Here is a 21010-nt window from a genome sequence, read left to right as displayed (position 1 = left end):
AGCGCCACTCATCGTCGAGTGATCAATTCAACCGCTCTCGCAACGCCATGCTCTTGCGCCATTGCCGTTGCGATGGCTTGTGCGTTTTCGGCAAGCTCAGGATGCGCGCGCACATGGCGGATGCGGTCAGCGAGCTGTTTTGCGGTAACGCTGCGGCGCGTCGTCAGCTTGCCTGCGACACCGATACGCCGCAGCTCATTGGCCCAATGTTCCTGCTCACTGATATGTGCGATGACAATGGAAGGCCGCCCCGCCAGTGTCGTCGACTGGGTAGTGCCGGCGCCGCCATGGTGGACCACCGCCGCACAACGCGGAAAAATCAGGTGATGCGGCGAAGCTGACACATACATGATCTGGTCATCGGAACGGAAGCCGCATGCCTCCCAGTTCGATGCCTGGATCACAGCGCGGCAGCCTGCCAGCCGTGCAGCCTGCGTCAGCATGCGCAGCGTATCGGTCTGGTTGGCGATATCTGGCGGCATCCAGCTGCCCAGCGTCATGTAGACGGGCGCCTCGCCTGCGGCCAGGAAGGCGCTTAATAACTCCGTCAACTGGCCTTCCAGCTGCATATTGGGCATGTCGAGGAAGCCGCAGACCAGCACCGTATCCGGCCAGTCCGGCTGTCGCTCGCAAATTTGCGGACTGACGCCGACCAGCGTCAGGTACGGTGGCAGCCACACCTCGCTGACAATGTCCCTGGCGGGCGCCATACCCAGTTGCGCGCGCAACCGGTTGACATACGGCTTGAGCGTCCGGTGCAGCAGCCTACGCGTGAGCCACCACAGGAAGCCATTGAACACCCGAGGCAAGCCAAGCGGATGGCTGTAAGCACTGGGGATCGCCGCATGCGACAGCAGCACACTCACATACGGCTTGCCTGCATGTTCCGCAGCGATCTGCAACGGATGCATGAAGTAGTGCCCCACCAGCACATCCGATTCCCCTGCCAGCTGCTGCGCCGCCACGAACATCTCGTCTTCGGCCGGGCCAAAGCAGCGGCGCAGTATCAACGCCATCTGCTTCAAGGGATCGCGCGAGTTGACGATAGACCAGCCTATCTCCGCCCCCTGCTCCGCCGTAATCACCGGCGACGCCAGCACGCGGATGCGCACGCCCGCAGCCGACGTCACAGCAGCATAGGCATCGCTGTCCACGCAAGTGATGAGCAGAGTGACGTCATGCCCGGCCAGCTGCAAGCCTTCCGCCAGCGCCAGCATGGGACGTATATCGCCATGGCTGCCCCAGGTCTGCAATCCTATCTTCATGCCTGCTTGCGCTTCGCGATCCAGTCGTCAATCACACGCTCGAGTACCGACAGCGGCAATGCGCCATGCGACAGCACCTCGTTGTGGAACTGCTTCAGGTCGAACTTATCACCCAGCTCCTGCTTCGCATGTTCACGCAGCGCGAGGATCTTCAGCATGCCAACCTTGTACGCCAGCGCCTGGCCCGGATTGACGAAGTAGCGCTCAACTTCCGCCGTCACATCGCCTTCCGCCATGCCGGTGTTATCCATCATGTAGGTGATGGCCTGCTCGCGCGTCCAGTGCTTGTAGTGGATGCCGGAATCCACCACCAGGCGTGTCGCGCGCATCATCTCATCGCGCAGACGGCCCAGGTTATCCAGCGGATTTTTCTGGAAGCCCATCTCATACGCCAGGCGCTCCGCATACAGTGCCCAGCCTTCCTGATAAGCGGTGAACGGCAGCACGCGGCGGAAGAACGGCACGCCCTGCATCTCCTGCGCGATCGACACCTGGAAGTGGTGGCCGGGAATACCTTCGTGATAAGCCAGCGTGCGCATTGCGAACTTCGGCGTATCGCCCGGATTGCGCATATTCGCGTAGAACACACCTGGACGCGAGCCGTCAAACGCCCCCGGCATATAGTAAGCACCCGGTGCCGTGGCTTCCGACGACGGTGGCACCTGCTCCACCTTCACGCCCAGCTGGGGACGGATATCGAAGGCGCTGCCGAGACCTTTGTTCACTTCATCCAGAATGGCCTGATACTGCGCCAGCATGGCCTTCTTGCCTTCCGGCGTATTCGGATACTGCTGCTCCGGCGAACGCGCCAGCTGCTGTACACGCGCACCGACGGTGCCTTCGCTCAGTCCTTGCGCCTTGAGGATGGCATCCATCTCCGCGCTCACGCGCGCCACTTCTGCGAGCCCCAGCTCATGCACCTGCTGTGGTGTCATGTTGGTGGTGGTGTGCATGCGCACAGCCCATGCATAGTACGCGTCGCCATTCGGCAGCGCCCAGGCGCCATTGTTCTCTTTGGCCTTAGGCTGCAATGCGGTGAAATAGCCGATCAAGCCGCGATAGGCCGGGTACACCTGGTCCTTGATGGCGGCAGCAACGGCGGCCAGCAACTGCGTGCGCGTACCCGCATCCATTTCTGCGGCAGGAATCTTGTCCAGCTTTTCCTTGAAGGTGACGTACAGCGGATGCTGCTCCGGCGCGCCGGCAATCATGCCGTTCATCTGCGTCAGCACCTTTTCCACCGTAAAGCGCGGAGGAATAACGCCCAACGATTCGCGCGCACGCAAAGCGTCCGTCAACTGGCTGAATTTGGTGGGGAAGAGTTTCAGGCGCGTGATGTAGGCATCCGCTTCGGCTTTATTCTCGACCTGGTGCACCTGCACCATGAAGTCCGGCAGCGCGCTTTGCACGCCCTGCATCTGATTGACCGGGAAATCGTATTTGTTGAATGCTTCGCCATCCACCTGGATTTGCAGGTAGTAGGCCAGCGTATCGTAAGAGAGCTGGCCTTCGCGGTCCAGCTTCTCACGGTCGTATTGCTTGATGGTGGCCAGGCTGTTCTTCACCAGCTCCAGCGCCTTCTGCTCGTGGGCAGGAGAAGCGTCATCCAGCTTGCTGCTGTAGAAGTCCAGCCAGCCCGGAAGAATACGCATCGACGACAGCATTTCCGGGCTGTCGATGGCAACTGCGGCAAACACCTTGGTGTAGAACCAGTCCAGCTTCAACGGCTTGAAGTAAATCGTATGGGCGATTAACGCCGCGACAACCAATACTACCGTGACCAGCGCGAGACCCAGCCATTTGAAAACACGCTTCATGCAGCACTCTCCCCATCGTCATAATTATTTTTCAATTATGGAATGAGCAACGTGCTACAAGCAAGCGATTATTCTCGATCACCCATTGGCGATACGGCGAATCTCCTCGTCGCCATGCGACGCAGCGCCGGGCGCGTAACGCGGCTTGCGGCCACGCAGTCCCGTCACGCTGGCGGTGTGCGCTTCCAGCTTGAATACGTCCACCACATGCGCCAGGCTGGTGGCCTGGTCCTGCAGCTCCTGCGCCGCCGCTGAAGCCTGCTCGACCAGCGCGGTATTCTGCTGCGTCATGCTGTCCATTTCGCCGATGGCATTGTTGACCTGCTCGATGCCAGCCGTCTGCTCCATGCTGGCGCCGCTGATTTCGCCCATGATCTCGGTAACGCGCTTCACGCTGCCCACCACTTCGTGCATGGTTTCCGCGGCCTTGTGCACCTGTTCCGAACCGGTGCCGACCTTCTCCACCGAATCATCGATCAGCGTCTTGATTTCTTTGGCCGCCGCTGCGGAGCGCTGCGCCAGGTTGCGCACTTCGGTCGCCACCACGGCAAAGCCGCGGCCCTGTTCGCCGGCGCGCGCGGCTTCCACCGCCGCGTTCAGCGCCAGGATATTGGTCTGGAAGGCGATGCCGTCGATGACCGAGATGATATCGACGATCTTTTTCGACGACTCGTTAATCGACGCCATCGTCACCGTCACCTGTTCCATCACCTGGCCGCCCTGCTCCGACACATTGGAGGCCGTCAGCGCCAGCGTATTCGCCTGCATCGCGTTGTGGGCATTCTGGCGCACGGTGCCGGTCAATTCTTCCATCGCCGTCGCCACCTTCTCCAGCGACTCCGACTGATGCTCGGTGCGCAGCGACAGGTCACGGTTACCACTGGCGATTTCCGACGACGCCGTGGCGATCAGATTCGTCCCCTGGCGAACCTGACCGACGATGGATGACAGGCTGTCGCGCATCGCCGCAATCGCGTGCAGCAGGCTAGTCTTGTCGTTGGCCTTGACTTCCACCGACACCGACAGATCGCCTTCAGCGATCTTGTTGGCGATATCGGTGGCATACGCCGGCTCTCCGCCCAGCTGCTTGAGCAGCAGTCGCGTATTCACCCAGGCGATCAGCACGCTGACCACCAGCGACAGCACCGCCTGCAGCACGATCCACAGGAACGCATCATTCGCATGCGCGTCCACGCCAGCACTGGCGGCGTGCGTTTCGTTCTGCGCTGCCGTCAGCACGACCGCGATGTCGGCGACGATCTGGCGACGCAGCGGGCTGCATTCATTGGTCAGGAAAGCCGACAGGGCTTCCAGATCACCCGACTCGCGCATCTTGCGCACGCGCTTGAGTTCTTCGGCCATTTTCAGCAGGCCGCCGCGAACCTTGTCAAAGTTGGCATCGCCCTTGAAGGCGGGCGTCATCTTCTCCAGCGCAGCCAGATACGTGGCGCGCTGTTCGTCCAGCAGTGTCAGCTCCTTCGCGGCCTGCGCGTTGTCGCTGAAGATGTAAGCATTGCGTGCGGCCAGGCCAGTCTGCGCCAGCGCTTCGCGCGCGGCGTACAGCGGCTCCAGCTTTTCCGCCATCAGCCGCTGCTCATCATGAAACGCATTGGTGATGCTGTTGGTGCGGACGATGGCGAAGGTTGCCATGATCAACATGAGTGCAGTCAGTGTGCCGAAGCTGAGCGCCAACTGCGTACCGATTTTCAGTTTTTTAAAGAATTCCATCTTCTTCCCGTGATGAAGAACGAACGCAAAAACGGCGCTGATTGCGCCGTGAGCTAATTGAGTAAGGGATGCACGAACACGTCGGCGGGGACTAGGACGAGTGTGTGTGACTAAGGGTTAAGATTATGCAGTAATCAATGCCGGAAATAAACACAATTGTCTTGGACAAATGGCTTTTTGTTGCCATTTGTCACTTAGACACGGCTAGTGATTCCTGGTTGTATAGACAGCCTGCAGGCGATTGTCGTCACCAATCAGCAGCACCGCGTAATCGTCGAACAGCATCTGCCGCAAAACAGGGGTGGGGCCAAGCGCCGCGCGGCCCGGCAAGGTGAAGCGCAATATGGTCTGCGCCGAAGAGGACAGCGGGTCCGTGCCCAGGGTGTAATCCGCCAGCACCAGTACATCGGTGATAGGCTCACCGGCTTTCAAGGCTCCCACTGCGCTGCCCGCAATCGCAATGCCGCCTTTATAGGCATGGGCATCGATCACCGTCGCGCGTACATTGCCATCCCAGTGCGCGGACAGCGTTTCCTGGGTCAGGTCGGTGCGGCCCGTGGCCAGCAAAGGCGTGCCGTAATTATCGATCATCACCCCCATCACGCCACCGGTGCTGGTCATGGTCGCCTTGCCGTTCCACAGCACGCCCATTTTGCCATCCGTGTTCAGCGCCAGCGGGTATGGCTGCGAGCCGCCCGTGTTAATTGAACGGATGGTCGGCGCGCCCGCACCTTTGGACCACATGGCCAGCATGCCGCCGCCACCTTCCAGCCAGCCGGCCTGCACGGCGCCGCCGGCGGCAGCCACGCGCGGATGCAGGGCCGAAGTCGAAATCATGAACGGCGGCGTCAGCTGCCTGCCGCTGAAATCAAATTTGCACAGCTTGAGTACATACTGCGTCTTGTCCGTGACCGGCAGCAGCGAGAAAGTGGTGGCCAGCCAGAAGCCATTGCCGTCCACCGCGCCGCCGTTTTCCGCCGCCGCGTATTCGGTGGTGGAGGTCGCGGCCACCGTCGGATAAAGGTCGGTTGCACCGCCCACCAGCCGGGCCTGCGCATCGAAGTGCTGCAACCTGGTGCCGCTCGTGGACTGCACCATGATGAAGCCATCGGGCGACAGCATCATGACCCAGTCGCCGGTGTAGCCTGCGGCCAGCGTGAAGCCATAATCCGTGGTGGACACCAGCTTGCCCTGCTTATCCAGAACGCTCAAGCGCGTGCCTGGATACACGGGCTGGCCGTTCAAGGTGACAAAGGCATCAGAGCGTGAGCGCACCACGATATGGTCGCCAACCACGAGTGCGTCGGACATACCCTTGAGGGTACCGACGGTGACAGGATCCGTGACGGCGATTGCGGCGCTGGAGGTAGATCCGCTTGCGGTATTGCCGCTACTGGCGGCTTCCGAAGAAGCCGCCGAGCCACCACCGCATCCGCTCACCACAGCAGCCAGCAGTAGCCCGGCAAAAAGTAGGAATGAAACACGCATGCAAACAGTATAAGAATAAAAACATTCTTTGCCCTATACCACCCGCATGACTTGGCGAGCCAGCGTGATGCCCCGTCAGGCCAGCGCCGCCGGCTTACTGATTGCGGATCACCGCTCCGCCCTTCATCACGAACGACACTTTGGTCAGCTCATTGGCGTTTTCGGCCGGGTTGCCTTTGACGGCGATGATGTCGGCGTATTTGCCGACACTGATCGAGCCCACGCGGTCCTTCCAGCCCAGCAGGTCGGCCGCATTGATGGTCGCCGCCTGAATCGCCTGCATCGAGGTCATGCCGTACTTGGTCATGTAGTAGAACTGCCGGGCGTTGTCGCCATGCGGGTAGACACCGGAGTCGGTACCAAACGCCATCTTGGCGCCGCCCAGGAAGGCCTTGCGGAAGTTATCGCGCTGCAGCTGGCCAATGACCTTTTCCTTCTCGATCGATTCCGCCAGCATGCCGGCCTTTTCGCCTTCCTGCAGGATGAAGTCATCGTTGTAGATATCCATGACCAGGTAGGTGCCCTTCTCTTTCGCCAGCTTGATGTTGACGTCGTCGATCAGGCTTGCGTGCTCAATCGAATCCACGCCCGCGAGGATGGCGTCGTGGATCGCGCTGGTGCCATGGGCATGTGCGGCTACCTTGCGGCCCAGCTTATGGGCCTCATTGACGATGGCCTGCATTTCTTCCAGCGTGTACTGCTGCGCGCCCGGTTCATCGCCCTTGGACAGCACGCCGCCCGAGGCGCAAATCTTGATCACGTCCGCGCCATACTTGGCCATCTCGCGCACCTTGGCGCGTGCTTCCCATGGGCCGTCTGCCACGCCACGGCCGGTGAAGTTCATCTCCGGCGGCAGCAAGTTCTCGTCGCAGTGGCCACCCTTGATGCCGATGGCATAACCGGCGGTGCGCATGCGCGGGCCGATGAAGTCGCCATCGTTGATCGCATCGCGCAGCGCCACATCGCCAAAGCCGCCCGCACCCACGTTACGCACGGTGGTGAAGCCGGCTTCCAGCGTTTTGCGCGCGGCGCGCACGCCATACAGCGCAGCACGAGTATCGGAGACGCCCAGCGAGTTATAGCCGCCCATGAAAGGATCGGCAGTCAGGTGGGTGTGCATGTCGATCAGGCCTGGCAGCACGGTTTGCGCCGACAGATCGATGATCTGTGCACCGGCCGGTATCTGCGTCGATGCCGCCGGCCCGACAGCGGTGATGCGCTCGCCGGTGATGATGATGTTCTGGTCTTTCAGTACCGTACCGGCCACCACATCCAGCAGCTTGCCGGCGCGGATCACCGTCACCTGGTCGGCGGCGCTGGTGTGCGCGGCCGCGCCCAGAATGGCTGCGGAAATCAGGAAGTGCTTCAGTTTCATTGTGGGCGCCCTTGGTCTTGGAGGAAAACGAAAAGCATAGCAGAGCCCCTGCGAAAAAGCGTTCTTATTGTTGAACTATCCGGGCCAGGCACAGGTGCGGAAACCGGCAAAGAGATCGTCGCGTTCGGGCAGGTAGAAATGACGGAACCTGGCCGAACCAAAACGTGAGGGCGTGGCGAACGACGCGCCGCGCAGCACCTGATGCGTATGGAACCATGGCTCCGAATATTCCAGATAACGGTCCGCCGTAAAGCCGGGATACGGCTCGAATGGTGACGCCGTCCACTCCCACAACTGGCCCCAGCGGAACGCCGGATGGCCCGACAACGCCGCATATTCCCACTCTGCTTCGGTAGGCAGGCGGCGGCCGGCCCACGCGCAATAGGCCTGGGCCTCATACAGATTCACATGCCGCACCGGCTCCGAACCGGCCAGTGTAGACAGCTTCCCGAAGCGCATGGTGCGCCACTGCGCCCCGTCGCGCTGCCAGTAGCGCGGCGCCGAACGCTCCTGGCGCATCAGCCAGTCCGCACCGGCCTGACTCCAGAATTGACGGTTATCGTAGCCGCTATCGATGACGAAATCTGCATACTGCGCATTCGTCACCAGCGTGCTATCCATGCGAAACGGCGCGACGTGGAAACTGTGCGCCTGGCGCTCGTTATCGAACGCAAAGCCACTACCGGCCATGCTCCCCAGCTGTATCGTCCCGCCAGGGAAGCCGATTTCAGACGGCGCAAATGCCTGCAACTGTTCACTGGCGACCGGCAGCGGCGCTGGGAGTCCCAATGCCTGCAAGGTGTAAAGCAAGACTTCGCCGCACATGTCCTCGTGGGCCAGCGCCAGGCGGTATGGATACAAGGCATCGTCCGTGTTGGGCTCGCGCGACAATTTATCCAGCACGCGGTCCAGCACTTCATGGCAGTAGGTCTTCACGCCCCCAGTGCTGGGCAGGTCCAGCGTCCAGCGGCTGCTGTGCGGCACACGCTCGGCATCGAACCAGTCATCGCCCTTGGTGAGCAGGCAGTTGCCATGGGCATCAGCCGGATGGCTGGACGCCGCTTCACGCAAGATGAACCATTCCGCAAACCAGGCGATCTGCCCCAGCCGCCATACAGGGGGATCGATCATGCGCAGCTGTGGCACGCGCGCCGCCGCATCCATACCGGCGGCGGCAAAACATTCGAACAGCGACAGCGTATAATTCCGCGAATGCTGCAAGGCCTGGGCCAGCTGCTGCGACGTGGCGTTCCTGAAGGATGAGGTCATGCGGCGATTGTACCAGCCACGCCAGCCGCCCCCGTCACCACAGGATTCCCACTATGAGCAACGATGCAATCAAACTGACTTCCTTCTCCCATGGCGGCGGCTGCGGCTGCAAAATCGCGCCCGGCGTGCTGTCCGAAATTCTGAAGAACTCGCACGGCTTCCCGGTGCCGAAGGAACTGCTGGTCGGCATAGAAACCGCCGATGATGCCGCCGTCTACCAGCTCAATGACGAACAGGCGCTGATCGCCACCACCGACTTCTTCATGCCCATCGTCGATGATCCGTACGACTTCGGCCGCATCGCCGCCACCAACGCCATCTCCGACGTGTATGCGATGGGCGGTACACCGATCATGGCGCTGGCACTGGTCGGCATGCCGATCAACAAACTGCCGGTGGAAACCATCGGCCAGATCATCAAAGGCGGCGAATCGATCTGCGCCGAAGCGGGCATCCCGATTGCGGGCGGCCACACCATCGATTCCGTCGAGCCGATTTACGGCCTGGTGGTCATGGGTCTGATCCATCCATCGAAAGTCAAACGCAACGCCGATGCCAAGGCAGGCGATGTGCTCATCCTCGGCAAACCGCTGGGCGTGGGCATACTGTCGGCCGCACTTAAAAAAGACAAGCTGGATACCGCCGGCTACCAGGCCATGATCGCCAACACCACCAAGCTCAATAAACCTGGCAAGGCGCTGTCCGAACTGCCAGGCGTGCACGCGCTGACCGACGTTACCGGCTTTGGCCTGCTGGGCCACTTGCTGGAACTGGCGCGCGGCGCCAAGCTGTCAGCGCATCTGGACATGGCCAGTATCCCGCTGCTGCCCGGCGTGGAACAGTTGGCGCACGACGGCTACTTCACCGGCGCCTCCGGCCGCAACTGGGCTGCCTACGGCGCTGACGTGCAGCTGGCCGCAACCATCACGCCCGCCCAGCACTCCCTGCTGACCGACCCGCAAACCTCGGGCGGCCTGCTGGTCTCCTGCGACGAAGGCAGCGTCGAAGAAATCCTCGCCCTGTTCCGCCGCGAGGGTTTCGGCGAAGCCGCTGTCATCGGCCGCATGGCCGCTGGCCCCGCCCGCGTACACGTAGCCCCTTAATTACCGGGGATGTACAGCACACCCTGATCTGAAGTGCGCAAGGCTGCAGGATCAGCGGCGGCGGATGCCGTCAGCACGATTTCCGCTGTTTTCGCATCGTAAGTGCGAATGTAAGCTGTCGATGGCTGGAGGCCGACCGCCAGGATCGTGCCCCGGTAATCGCTGGCCGCACTCCAGCGCAGCAGCGGCGCCGCAACAGACGATTTGGCGAATACCACCATCGTTCCCGCATCCACCGCCACCGCGGCCGCGTTGGCACTACGCAGCAGCAGCGCACTATTACTGGTCGGGTCAAATTCAGGCCGCTGCTTTTCCACATGCAGTACGTTCAGGAACCATTGATAGGTGCCCAAGCCGTCCTTGGTGAGAGAGGCAGGTGAAATTTCCATCCGCCATCCGCCGAAATCAGCCGTCCGGTCAATCGAGAAGGAACTCTTCGGCGCAAAATTGGCCCAGCCGCTGCCATCCAGTTTGCGCGAGGTGAAGCGGCAGTCACTACCCGGCGTTCCTGTGCTGCCATCGGTCAGCACTTGATCACATTGGACGCCTGGCTGGCTACCCACCAGGGTAATCAGCGCATTCTCCGGCAACAGTGGCTCTATCGTCATCATGCCATCGCCGTTGCGAACCACCAGCGGGAAATTTCCATTCGCCGTCGATGTCAGATTCAGGCGCCCGCCAGCTTCCACCGCCGCTAGTGCATGAAAGGCCGGCTTGTCGACCGTATGCAATATCGAGGTTGCCGGCAGAGTTTTAGCCGTGTGGATGCGGTCAAATACCAATATCGATGTTTTACCACCCACGCTCGCGGGACGCAGATAGACAATGCTGCGCAGGAAGCCGTCCTGCTGATCCAGCTTGGCAGAATAAGCCTTGCTGGCATTGCCAGTCACAAATGCGTAGCCGGGACCATTCTCAAACTGGGTAATGCCGCCCAGCGCATTGACGCCCTCCGGCTGGATCTGCGCCAGCGTCGGGTAGCGCTTCTGCGAGGTTTTAAACCATTGCCCGCCGTCGTTGCTGACCACCCCATCAAACTGCAGGGATTCATTCGCATCGTACAGCACGATGCTATTGTGGGCGATCGTGCGCGAAGTATAGTTCTTCCAATGTGACTTTCCGTATTCATCGTAGATGCCCGAGTCCACCAGCAGTGGCGCATGGCGGAACACGGAAAAACTATTCTGGTCCAGGTGCTGGTGCGACTCGCTGATAAATGAGGTGGACTTGAAATCCAGCAGCGTCGAATTGGCGTAATCCCAGCTGTCGCGCATAAAGACATTGCCGGCTACGCTGAATTTTTCGGCCAGCGGCAATCGGGTAAGCTCGCCAGGTGCAGCCAGCGGTCCCGGGAAATACAGCAGATCCCATATCTGCTGCAATGCCGCCCACTTGCGCTGCCCCTTGACGTTATTCTGATAAAACGTCGTTGCGGCGTCATCCCCCTTGCTGGCGGCATTAAGGGCAGCGTAGCCGATGTACTCAGCGTCCGCTGTGATATCGAAGTTATCGCCCTCGGCGGGAAAACCGCCATCACCACGCAGGCCGTAAATAAATGGACGAACCGACTTCGCATCGAATTTTGTCGCGGCAATCGGGCTGCCGTCCTGCGTGCTCAGGACTCTGCGCCACATAATCAGCCGCTCTATCATTTCCCCCACCGTTGAGCCATAGGCGAACAAGGTGTGATGGCCGCCATCGACCGAAATATATTCATGCGCAGGAATCAGGCCATTGACCAGATGGCTGTAGATGGTATCGATCATGGGCCTGACGTTGAGATTATGGGCATCGCTGTCCTCAACGATCGCCAACAGGCCCAGTGCGGCACCCGTCATGGCACTGGCCTGTAGTCCCTGGATGTAAGACGTCGCCAGATCAGGCGGACCGGCACAGTCGAGGATATTATCTCCGCCCGACAGTGCATGTCCCTCACCGCAGATCATCGTGATCAGGGAGTCTTTCCCCGGCGCCTGGATTGTCTGGACGATCGTTGCGCGAATATTCGCCCGCATCGTCTCGTCCAGCTGAGCGTAGAACCAGTCGTAGATCACGCCCAGTGCCGCCACCCGTGCGCTCATTGACCACTGGCCGCCAGCGTCGGCAGCCGCGCCCCGTATCAGCGCAACATAATTCTTTGCTGCGGTCAGCAGGGTCTCATCGCCGGTCAGCTGATACGCAAGTGCCAGCGACTTGGCGCCGCCCAGAATAAAATTGCGGCCTGCGTTCCTGACGTCACAGATCTGGCCCGACTTCACATTGCTTTGATTCTTGACGCAGTCCGCAATGATGCTGGCCTTGTTCTTCGCATCCGCCACCAGCTTGAGATAGGCAGCGCCCTGCTCGGGGTCGATGCGGTCACGCGCCCACAGCGGCGCGGCTGGTGCCGCATCATCGAACAACTTAACGTCGGTGACCAAGTCACCCTTGCGGGCCGCCATGATAAAAAACGGCAAAAGCGGTGCCCAGTTCACCGGCCTGGTATAGACAACCTGATCGTTCATCGCCAGACTTGCTGTCTTTCGCGCACCGTCATAGCTCAGCGAAAAGACCGTCTCCGTACCAAACTGTGAATACTGCGTGGTGTTAAATGCCAGCTGGCCATCGGCCGCAAAAATACCAAACTGGATGGCTGCGGTGGTGGCGGTGTCTTTATCGTCCAGGTGATTGATGAAGAACGCGTTCTTTTTAATGCCAGAATTTCCGAACAGCGTCACTCCCCAGACATCGTCCGAGGAGCGTTTTCCGGCGGCGAGCTTGAACCGCAACGTGAATTTGTTTGGCAGCACCGAAGGAAAACCCATCATCAGCGTCTGTTTCAGCTGATCGATGTCTGATTGGGAGGCGTACAGCCTGGGATGGGCGCTATTGATCGTGCCAGGCAGTGCATAGGCATGGGCCGTCAATGCCAGCCCAATCGCCAGCGTGATCGAACGAAGTGAGAAATTGCGCATGGAAAGCTCCGCGAGATAAGGAGCTTCATGATACAGATTTCAATTTAAGCAAGTGTAATAAATAATCACCATTCAAAACGCCGCTGGGGTTTGCATCCCCCTGTGCGCAAAATTTCCTTGACACCAAACGCAGCGATCTCTTACATTAAAGCCCATGATCTCGCATCTGCACCTATCCGCTTTCCTGCTATCGCCTGCCAGCGCCCTATCGCTAGCAGCGCGCCTACTAGCACGCGCTTAATCCGCGTCCCTGTTGTACCCTCGTGACGGCCACAAGCCGCACAGTCTCCAAAATCCAGGAAAGTTTTGCACCGATGCTCTCTACGACTACGGCCTCCCTTGCTCCATCTAGCACCCGCGATGCGATCGCGATGCCGGCTGGCGCACGTCTGCTGTCGACGCTACTGCTAAAACTACCGACCGGTTGCCGCGCCTAGCGCCCCGTGGTAGCACGGCAACCCTCCGCCACACTCAGTAGCGCCAGCAAACCCACGCCGGCATCCACAATTCAGAATTCAGGAGCACTACCATGATGTTGCAGAACCCAGCGAGCAAATACCGCGCCTTCCCGGCTGTCCAGTTGACCGACCGTACCTGGCCGAACGCCATTATCAGCAAGCCGCCAATCTGGATGAGCACCGACCTGCGCGACGGTAACCAGGCGCTGATCGAGCCAATGAGCATCGAGAAGAAAATCCGCATGTTCGAGCTGCTCATCAAGATCGGCCTGAAAGAGATTGAAGTCGGCTTCCCGTCCGCATCGCAGACCGATTTCGACTTCGTGCGCAAGCTGATTGACGAGAACCGCATCCCGGACGACGTCACCATCATCGTGCTGACCCAGTCGCGTGAAGAGCTGATCCGCCGTACCGTGGAATCCTGCGTCGGCGCCAGGCGCGCCATCGTCCACCTGTATAACTCGGTGGCGCCGGTATTCCGCAAGGTGGTATTCGGCATGTCGCGCGAAGAGATCACCAACATCGCCACCAGCGGCGCCAAGCTGGTGAAAGAGCTGACCAAACAACACCCGGACACCGACTGGGGCTACGAATACACGCCGGAATCGTTCTCCACCACAGAGCTGGACTTCTCCAAGCATATCTGCGACGCCGTCATCGCCATCTTCGAGCCGACGCCCAACAAGAAGATGATTATCAACCTGCCATCGACGGTGGAATGCAGCACGCCCAATATCTACGCCGACCAGATCGAATGGATGTCGCGCAAGCTGACCCGCCGCGATTCGCTGATTATCTCGGTCCACCCGCACAACGACCGCGGCACCGCTGTCGCTTCGGCGGAATTGGCGGTGATGGCCGGCGCCGACCGCGTTGAGGGCTGCCTGTTCGGCAACGGCGAACGCACCGGCAACGTCGACCTGGTCACGCTGGCGCTCAACCTGTACACGCAAGGCGTCAATCCCGGCCTGGACTTCTCCGACATCGACGAAGTGCGCAAGGTAGTGGAAGAGTGCAACCAGCTGCCAGTGCATCCACGCCACCCTTATGTGGGCGACCTGGTATTCACCGCCTTCTCCGGCTCGCACCAGGACGCCATCAAGAAAGGCTTCGCCAAGCAGGAAGCCGGCGCGATCTGGGAGATTCCTTACCTGCCGATCGACCCGCAAGACCTGGGCCGCAGCTACGACGCCGTCATCCGCGTCAACAGCCAGTCGGGCAAGGGCGGCATGTCCTACCTGCTCGAACAGGATTACGGCCTGGTACTGCCACGCCGTCTGCAGATTGAATTCAGCCGCGCGGTGCAAGCCGTGGCCGACCAGACCGGCCTGGAAATCACCGCTGAAGGCATCTACAACATCTTCAGCAAGGAGTACTTCGAACAGACTTCACCTTATGCCTACAGCTCGCACAAGATGGTGGAAGACACCAGCAGCGACGAGCCGGTGCAAATCGATATCGCCATGATGCACCGTGGCGCGCCACTGGCGCTGCAAGGCGGCGGCAACGGCCCGATCGACGCCTTCGTCGATGCGCTGGGCCTGGACATCAAGCTGATGGACTACCACGAGCACTCGATTGGCTCCGGCGCCAACGCCAAGGCAGCCTGCTATGTCGAACTGCGCTTGGCCAACGGCCCTACCCTGTTTGGCGCGGCCACCGACAGCAACATCCTGACCGCGTCGTTCAAGGCCGTGCTCAGCGCCGTCAACCGCCAGCTGGCCCGTACTGAATCGACCGAAGGTAAAGGCGCCATCGCCGCGTAATACCGCGTTATACTGGCTCTTCGTTTGATTGACGAGGAGCCAGTAATGATTTTCTCGCATCTCAAGATCGGCGCCCGCCTGGGCATCGCTTTCGGCGCCGTGCTGCTGCTCATGGCCATCCTGATCGGGATCGGCTTGCAAAGGTTAAGCAGCATTGGCTCGCTCACCGGCGTCCTGCTCGACAAGGACTGGGTCAAGGCCGAAGCGGCGGCCACCGTCAGCAGCACCACGCGCGCCAATTCGGCACTCACGCTGGAACTCTTCACCACCACCGACAAAATGCGCATCGCGGAAATCAACCGCGAAATCGACGCCAACAAGAAAACCATCAGCACCGCCCTGGAGACGCTCGACAGGCTGCTCTACACCGAGAACGGCAAAGCCCTGCTGGCGCGCGTTATCGAACAGCGCAAGGCGTATGTGGCTTCCTTCTCGCGTATCGTGAAAATGCTGGATGCGGGCCAGCGCGACGAAGCCCTGACAGCGCTGCAGGGCGACATGCTGCCCAAGCTGGCCACGCTACAGGGCAGTATCCGCGAACTCGCCGATCTCCAGAAAACCGTCGCCACCCGGAACGGTGAGCTGATTACCAAGGATATCTCGCTGGCAGGCCAGATGATGGCCTGGCTGGGCGTGCTGGCACTGGCGCTGGGGCTGGCGTTTGCCTGGCGCGTCACCCGTTCCATCACCGACCCGATAGGCACGGCGCTGCAAATGGCGCGCGCCGTCGCCGCCGGCGATCTGACCCGCAACATCAGCAGCGCACAGCGCGATGAAATGGGCCAGTTGCTGGAAGCGCTGGGGCAAATGAACAACAACCTGGCCCACATCGTCGGCCGTGTGCGCAGCGGCACGGGCGCGATCAACACCGCGTCGGCGGAAATCGCCAGCGGCAATATGGACCTGTCCACGCGCACCGAACAGCAAGCCAGCTCGCTGGAGGAAACCGCCGCCTCGATGGAGGAACTCACCAGCACCGTCAAGCAAAACGCCGCCAACGCGCATGAGGCCAATCAGCTGGCGCAAACGGCAACCGAGGTCGCGCAGCGCGGCGGCGCCGTGGTGGCGCAAGTGGTGGACACCATGAACGCCATCAACGAGTCCTCGCGCAAAATCGTCGATATCATTGCGGTGATTGACGGTATCGCTTTTCAGACCAATATCCTGGCGTTGAACGCTGCGGTGGAGGCGGCGCGCGCGGGCGAACAGGGGCGCGGCTTTGCGGTGGTGGCGTCGGAGGTACGCACATTGGCGCAACGCTCTGCCGGCGCCGCCAGGGAAATCAAGACGCTGATTGATGATTCAGTCGACAAGGTCGCCGCCGGTGCGCAACTGGTGGACCTGGCCGGCAGCACCATGGATGAGGTACAGGACAGCGTGCGCCGCGTCACCGCCATCGTCGGCGAAATCACGCTGGCCAACCACGAGCAGACCAGCGGCATCGAGCAAATCAATATCGCCATCAGCCAGATGGACCAGGTCACGCAGCAGAACGCCGCACTGGTGGAAGAAGCCGCCGCTGCGGCAGCCGCCATGCAGGACCAGGCTGGCGAATTGAATCAGGTCGTCAGCCAGTTCCGCCTGTCTAAGACTTGACGGTGCGCTTTTCCGCGCGTTCGCCCAGCCAGTTGACGATCTTGCTCTCATAGCTGACAGGACTCTTGCGGCCGACACGCTGCGCCAGGTCCTGCAGCGTCTCCTGCGCCAACGCTTGCTCCATATGCCGCTGCGCGTTGAGCATGACCGCGTGCACCGCGCAGGTGCCGGACGTCGCCCAGGCCGGCGGCGCATCCTCGAACAGCGCGCAGCGTGCACGGATCTCGCGGCAGTCGAACAGGGCCTTCTCGCCATCGATAGCGCGCACCACGTCCAGCACGCTGATCTTGCTGGCGGGACGGGCCAGCATGAAACCGCCCTTCACCCCTTCGGTCGCCGCCACCAGGCCAGCCTTGGCCAATTTGGTAAAAATCTTGGCAAGGAAATCCTGTGGCACGCCTTGCAGCTCCGCCAGATCGCGCACGCTCGCGTCGCGGCCGTCGCCTGACTCGCTGACCAGAAATAGCAGGCAATGGATGCCATATTCGACACCTGAACTGATGTGCGCCATAAGAACTCCGACAAATTTAGTCGCATATTTTAGCACGATGGCCTGAAAACGCTTGCGTTTACAAACTACGACAATTATAGTCGCAGTTCTTGACGCAGCAATTTTCGAAGGATACAAAAAATGACTAAACAAATTCTGATCGTGGGCACCGGCTTTGCCGGCATGTGGAGTGCGCTGTCGGCCGCACGCTTGCGCCATTTGCAAAACAGGCAGGAAGAGGTGGAGATCACCGTTATCTCGCCGCAGCCGGAACTGCATATCCGTCCACGTCTCTACGAGGCAGACCTGTCAGGCATGGCGCCTTCGCTGGTGGACTTGTTCAAGGCGGCTGGCGTGCGTCATCTGACCGGCACGGTCCAGCAAATCCATGCGCAAGACCATGCGGTAAGCTATCTCGACGCCGACGACAAATCGCAATCCTTCACCTATGACAAGCTGATACTGGCCAGCGGCAGCACCCTCTTCCGCCCGGATATTCCAGGCTTGAAGGAATACGCATTCAGCGTTGACCAGTTATCCGAGGCGGAAGAACTGCAACGCCACTTGCAGGCACTGGCCACACGCCCAGCCAGCAAGGCGCGCAATACTGTCGTCGTGTGCGGCGGTGGCTTTACCGGCATCGAGACGGCGGCGGAAATGCCGGCACGCCTGCGCGCGATTCTGGGCCAGGACACGGGTATCGAAGTCGTTGTGGTTGAACGTGCTGCGGAAATCGGCCCGGACCTGGGCACGGGTCCGCGTCCCGTTATCGAACAGTCGCTGCAAGACAAAGGCGTAAGCCTGCGCCTTGGCCATGCCGTCGCCGCCATCGACGCCTCGGGCGTGACCACCGCCAGCGGCGAGCGCATCGAATCGGAAACCGTGATCTGGACAGCGGGCGCCCGCGCCAGCGCGCTGGCCGCGCAAGTGCCGGGCGAACGGGATGCATTTGGCCGCCTGCGTGTCACGCCAGCGCTGCGCGTCGGCGCCTCCGACATCTACGCCACTGGCGATGTCGCCTGCGCTGCCGCCGACGATCAAGGCAACCATGCCCTGATGTCCTGCCAGCATGCGATGAATCTCGGACGTTCCGCAGGCCACAACGCCATGGCCGACGTACTGGGGCTGGATGCCATCCCGTACGACCAGCAAGTCTATGTGACCTGCCTGGCGCTTGGCACCGGCGATGCGGTGTACACCGAAGGGTGGGACCGCCAGGTCAGGATGGCCGGTGCGGAAGCGGCTGCGCTGAAACACAACATCAACACGCTCTGGATCTATCCGCCCAAAGCGGAGATGGCGGAAGTCATTGCACTGGCCAATCCGGAAAACCGCCCGGTGCAGTATATGGCTTGATGTGCGGCTTAACGGCGAGCCAGCCGGATGCCGGTAAATTGCCAGCGCGCGCCAGCCGGGAAGAAGTTACGGTAACTGGCGCGCGCATGTCCCTCCGGCGTCGCGCACGACGAGCCGCGCAGCACATACTGGTTCAGCATGAACTTGCCGTTGTATTCGCCGAGCGCACCTTCCGCCACCGCAAAGCCGGGGTATGGTGCATAGCTGCTGCTGGTCCACTGCCAGCAGTGGCCGTACATCTGCCGCAGACGCTCGCCGGTGACACCGGCCGGATGCAGCGATCCGGTTTCCACCGGTGCGCGCGCCTGCACAGCTGCACACTCCCATTCGGCTTCAGTGGGCAGGCGCGCGCCAGCCCAATTGGCATAAGCATCCGCTTCAAACAGCGAGACGTGCGTGACTGGGCGATTGAGGTCCAGCGGCAGCGCGCCATGGAGCGTGAACTCCTGCCAGGCGCCCTGCTCGTCCTGGAACCAGTAAATCGGCGCCTTCAGATTCTGGGCGCGCACCCAGTCCCAGCCCTCCGCCAGCCACAAGGCCGCGTTGAAATAGCCGCCAGCGTTGATGAAGGCCAGGTACTCGCCATTGGTCACCAGCCGCGAGGCCAGCGCAAATGGCGCCACATACTGCTTGTGGCGTGGCAGTTCGTTATCGAAGCTGAAGCCTGTGCCGTCGTAGCCGATCTCGGTCAGGCCGCCTTCAAATTCCAGCCACGCCAGTGGTGCGCTGGCTGCGGCAGGATGCAACGGGATTTCCATGTAGGCAGGCCGCAGCAGGCTTTGCGCCAGCAGGTGCTTGACGTCCGTAAGCATGAGCTCCTGATGCTGCTGCTCATGCTGCAAGCCCAGTGTAATCAGCATCTCCAGCTCGGCGCCGGCTTCACTCTCCAGCAAGCGGGCGATGCGCGCATCCACATCGGCGCGATAGGCGCGCACCTGCGCCATGCCGGGCCGCGTCAGCAAGCCGCGCTGCGGACGCGGATGCTTCTCGCCGATGCCGTTGTAGTAAGAATTGAACAGGATGCGGAACGCTGGATGAAATGGCGCAAAATCGTGCTCAAGCCGCTCCAGGATAAAGGTCTCAAAAAACCACGTCGTGTGCGCCAGGTGCCACTTGATCGGACTGGCGTCCGGCATCGATTGCGCGCCGCAGTCCTCATCGGATAGCGGTTCAGCCAATGCCAGCGTGTGTTTGCGTACCGCAGTGTAGCGATTGTGTAGCTGGTTCATGGTTCAATCGCCGATAGCACGCGCGTAAATGACGGCGAACCAGTGATCCTTGTCTGTCCACATGCGCTGGGTGGCAAAGCCGGCCCGCTCCAGCAAGGTGGCAAAGGACTGGCGCGTGTACTTGTAGCTGTCTTCGGTGTGTATCCGTTCGCCACGGGCGAAATCGCGCTCGCCGCCACGCCAGGTGACAGTCAGCGGACAACGCGCTTCCAGATGCATTTCAATGCGGCTTAGCTCGGGATTGAAGAAGGCCACATGCTGCCATTGGTCGACATCGAAGTCCGCACCGACCAAATGATTCAGGTGGCGCAGCATGTTCAGGCTGAACGCGCTGGTCACCCCCAGGGCGTCGTCATATGCCGCGTCCAGCAGGGCGTGATCCTTGATCAGATCGACGCCGATCAGCAGCCCGCCATCCTCGCCGGCATTGGCGCGCAGGCCGCGCAGGAAGCCCACCGCCTGCTCCGGCGAGAAATTGCCGATCGAGGAACCGGGATAAAAGAATACGCGGCGCTCGCTACGCACGCTGTCCGGCAATTCAAAGCCGTTGGAAAAATCCAGCCCCAGCGCGGTCATCTCGATCTGCGGGAAGCGCTGTTGTAAGGAGTTCACAGCTCCCAGCAGGAAGTCACGCGAGATATCGACCGGCACATACTGCGCCGGCTTCAATAGCGGGAACAGCGCAGCGGCTTTGGCGCAGTTGCCGGCCCCGAGGTCGATCAGCGATGCGCCGTCGCCCACCACATGCGCCATATCGGCGCCATAGGCGGCAAAGATGCTTGCTTCGGTACGGGTCGGGTAATACTCAGGTAATTCGCAGATCGCCTCGAACAGTTTGGAGCCGAGATCGTCGTAGAGGAATTTGGGCGACGTGTGTGCGGACGACGCCAGCAATCCCTCGCTGATCTCTGCGATGACAGCCGCGCTGCCATGGGCCTGCCGCAGCGGCAGCGTGTTGCTTACGTTGGGCGAAACAACACGGATCGCCGAGGTGCGGGACATTTGCATACGGTGCTCTGCCTTTATGTAGGTGGCCATCCGCCGAGGTGATTTTTGCTATGATAGCCGAATATCTATTTTGTAGCGCTGTACCGAAAGTTCTGTGCGACTTCTCAC

Annotated in this window: 14 protein-coding genes; 4 read left to right on the top strand and 10 right to left on the bottom strand. The window is 60.8% G+C overall.

The window, feature by feature from the left end; translation table 11 throughout:
- Nucleotides 1–8 precede the first annotated feature (8 nt).
- The 6 genes from GTP58_RS26495 to senA form a co-directional block, all read right to left on the bottom strand.
- Nucleotides 9–1265 (bottom strand): glycosyltransferase, encoded by a 1257-nt coding sequence (locus tag GTP58_RS26495; protein WP_161080005.1) that lies wholly within the window; start codon nt 1263–1265, stop codon nt 9–11.
- Nucleotides 1262–3082, bottom strand: coding sequence for a DUF885 family protein (locus GTP58_RS26490; RefSeq protein ID WP_161080004.1), 1821 nt, complete (start codon nt 3080–3082; stop codon nt 1262–1264). Before GTP58_RS26490 ends, GTP58_RS26495 begins: the two co-directional genes overlap by 4 nt.
- A gap of 78 nt (nt 3083–3160) precedes the next feature.
- A complete protein-coding gene (locus GTP58_RS26485; protein WP_161080003.1) occupies nt 3161–4810 on the bottom strand; it encodes a methyl-accepting chemotaxis protein in 1650 nt (549 codons plus the stop codon).
- Nucleotides 4811–5014: 204 nt separating this feature from the next.
- On the bottom strand, nt 5015–6298 hold the full coding sequence (locus tag GTP58_RS26480) for a hypothetical protein (RefSeq protein ID WP_161080002.1): 1284 nt from the start codon (nt 6296–6298) through the stop codon (nt 5015–5017).
- Nucleotides 6299–6392: 94 nt separating this feature from the next.
- The gene (locus GTP58_RS26475; protein ID WP_161080001.1) at nt 6393–7673 is read right to left on the bottom strand and encodes an amidohydrolase family protein; all 1281 of its coding nucleotides are present in this window, start codon (nt 7671–7673) and stop codon (nt 6393–6395) included.
- A 75-nt stretch (nt 7674–7748) separates the two neighbouring features.
- Nucleotides 7749–8942, bottom strand: coding sequence for a selenoneine synthase SenA (gene senA / locus GTP58_RS26470; protein WP_229215757.1), 1194 nt, complete (start codon nt 8940–8942; stop codon nt 7749–7751).
- Nucleotides 8943–8995: 53 nt separating this feature from the next.
- On the opposite strand from senA, the gene selD reads away from it, so the two are divergent.
- Nucleotides 8996–10045, top strand: coding sequence for a selenide, water dikinase SelD (gene selD, locus GTP58_RS26465; protein WP_161080000.1), 1050 nt, complete (start codon nt 8996–8998; stop codon nt 10043–10045).
- On the opposite strand, the gene GTP58_RS26460 is transcribed toward selD, so the two are convergent.
- Nucleotides 10042–12999: a heparinase II/III family protein gene (locus GTP58_RS26460; RefSeq protein ID WP_161079999.1), complete on the bottom strand. Its 2958-nt coding sequence runs from the start codon at nt 12997–12999 to the stop codon at nt 10042–10044. The genes selD and GTP58_RS26460 overlap by 4 nt on opposite strands.
- A gap of 529 nt (nt 13000–13528) precedes the next feature.
- Between GTP58_RS26460 and leuA the strand changes: the two genes are divergently transcribed.
- Nucleotides 13529–15223: a 2-isopropylmalate synthase gene (gene leuA, locus GTP58_RS26455; protein ID WP_161079998.1), complete on the top strand. Its 1695-nt coding sequence runs from the start codon at nt 13529–13531 to the stop codon at nt 15221–15223.
- Nucleotides 15224–15268: 45 nt separating this feature from the next.
- Nucleotides 15269–16819, top strand: coding sequence for a methyl-accepting chemotaxis protein (locus GTP58_RS31660; RefSeq protein ID WP_161079997.1), 1551 nt, complete (start codon nt 15269–15271; stop codon nt 16817–16819).
- Here GTP58_RS31660 and GTP58_RS26445 read toward each other — a convergent pair.
- On the bottom strand, nt 16809–17330 hold the full coding sequence (locus tag GTP58_RS26445) for an Rrf2 family transcriptional regulator (RefSeq protein ID WP_161079996.1): 522 nt from the start codon (nt 17328–17330) through the stop codon (nt 16809–16811). The genes GTP58_RS31660 and GTP58_RS26445 overlap by 11 nt on opposite strands.
- A 120-nt stretch (nt 17331–17450) precedes the next feature.
- Between GTP58_RS26445 and GTP58_RS26440 the strand changes: the two genes are divergently transcribed.
- The gene (locus GTP58_RS26440) at nt 17451–18665 is read left to right on the top strand and encodes an NAD(P)/FAD-dependent oxidoreductase (RefSeq protein ID WP_161079995.1); all 1215 of its coding nucleotides are present in this window, start codon (nt 17451–17453) and stop codon (nt 18663–18665) included.
- An 8-nt stretch (nt 18666–18673) separates the two neighbouring features.
- Here the strand turns inward: GTP58_RS26440 and egtB are convergent, their stop codons facing one another.
- Together egtB and egtD are read right to left on the bottom strand one after the other, a co-directional pair.
- Nucleotides 18674–19894, bottom strand: coding sequence for an ergothioneine biosynthesis protein EgtB (gene egtB, locus GTP58_RS26435; RefSeq protein ID WP_161079994.1), 1221 nt, complete (start codon nt 19892–19894; stop codon nt 18674–18676).
- Between the two features lie 3 nt (nt 19895–19897).
- Entirely contained in the window at nt 19898–20902 is a 1005-nt protein-coding gene (gene egtD / locus GTP58_RS26430; RefSeq protein WP_161079993.1) for an L-histidine N(alpha)-methyltransferase, read from the bottom strand.
- Nucleotides 20903–21010 lie beyond the last annotated feature (108 nt).

The sequence above is a fragment of the Duganella sp. CY15W genome (assembly GCF_009857555.1).
GTDB lineage: Bacteria > Pseudomonadota > Gammaproteobacteria > Burkholderiales > Burkholderiaceae_D > Rugamonas > Rugamonas sacchari.
This window is presented reverse-complemented; position numbering and strand designations above follow the sequence as displayed.